This is a genomic window from Paenibacillus sp. 1-18 (assembly GCF_000520755.1).
In the GTDB taxonomy this organism is placed as follows: domain Bacteria; phylum Bacillota; class Bacilli; order Paenibacillales; family Paenibacillaceae; genus Paenibacillus; species Paenibacillus brasilensis.
Genome location: NZ_ASSB01000178.1, coordinates 1 through 1,372 on the forward strand (window position 1 = coordinate 1; position 1,372 = coordinate 1,372).

Annotated in this window: 2 protein-coding genes and 1 pseudogene; all 3 read left to right on the top strand. The window is 38.9% G+C overall.

Annotated elements, in window-relative coordinates:
* Nucleotides 1-307 (top strand): annotated as a pseudogene (locus tag L693_RS31345) (hypothetical protein); the annotation flags it as partial.
* A gap of 32 nt (nucleotides 308-339) precedes the next feature.
* The gene (locus L693_RS31350) at nucleotides 340-645 is read left to right on the top strand and encodes a hypothetical protein (RefSeq protein ID WP_231503615.1); all 306 of its coding nucleotides are present in this window, start codon (nucleotides 340-342) and stop codon (nucleotides 643-645) included.
* 92 nt (nucleotides 646-737) lie between these two features.
* A complete protein-coding gene (locus L693_RS0110940; protein WP_025717280.1) occupies nucleotides 738-1,271 on the top strand; it encodes a cupin domain-containing protein in 534 nt (177 codons plus the stop codon).
* Nucleotides 1,272-1,372: the final 101 nt, after the last annotated feature.

The window sequence follows — 1,372 nt, forward strand, 5'->3', positions numbered from 1 at the left end:
TTATTATTTGATGTGCAAGAAGCAAGCTATGGGCGAGAAAAGTTTTTATAAAGAATTGCAAAATGATCCGCGTTCAACAGACGAATACATATTTCAGAATCTCATGTATTGGGACAGGTTGCCTGAGTTTGAGGACATGGAAATGGCGATGTACATTGATCCAGCAATTAAGACAGGGAAGAAAAATGACTATTCGGCTATTTCAATTATTGGGCAACACCGAAGGACGAAGCAAATGTATGTGTTGACGGCAATATCTATAAACTGTTGCCGGATAATTTATTTCAAGCCGCTATTGAAAAATTGAAGCTTTACCCTGTAGATAAGCTGGGTTTTGAAGTGAATCAGGCACAAAGCTATATGAAGCAAAAGTTTGAAGAAGAGCTATGGAAGGCTCGTATACATACACCCGTAGAGAGTGTGCATTCCAAGGGGCAGAAGCATGAACGTATTATTAGCTTGGAGCCAGAAATCAAGAAGGGGCATATTCTGTTCAATTCGGGTAACCTCAGATATAACCATCAGGTGAGGGACTACAATCGAAATTGTACATACGACGATGCGCCAGACAGTTTATATGGGGCTGTTCAATTGATTCAGTCGGTCAAGAGTCTGAAATTTTATGATCGAAGTTTGTTGTTTTAAGGTCTCAGGCTCTTGACAGTTTTTTTAAACCTTTAGATAGGCAAGTGCATAGAATGAAAATAAACAATGAAATGCTGAGAGGAGAATGAATAGTGTACCGTAATTCATGCTATCCATATCAATGGCATACTCCAATGCATGACTATTGGAATAACATCCGTTGGAGTAATAATTGGAATTGTCATTATTATAATGGGATCAACACGAACTGGTATCCTTATAAATTAACAGATTATGGGCAAAGACCATTTGTAGTGAATATTGACCAAGCTACTAAGCAAAATAATACTTACCGCACTGCTTTGTGGACAGGGAAACACCTTCAAGTGACCCTAATGAGTATTAATGTTGGAGATGACATTGGTTTAGAAGTTCATCCCACAACGGATCAATTCATACGTATTGAAGAAGGTCAGGGACTTGTTCAGATGGGTGAAAGTAAAGATCATTTGAATTTTCAAGAAATGGCCTGTGGTGGCTATGCAATTATGGTACCTGCTGGAACATGGCACAATGTTACCAATACGGGGAATACCCCACTTAAAATATACGCTATCTATGCGCCGCCTGAGCATCCATATGGTACGGTTCATGTAACAAAAGCGGATGCCATGTCCGCTGAATAAAGCCAACATTATTAATGGATCAAGTAAATGAGGGTTGAAATGAATTACTAACGGTAAACATTAATTCGGATTAACCCCCTAAGTTTGGACACTAACTCTCT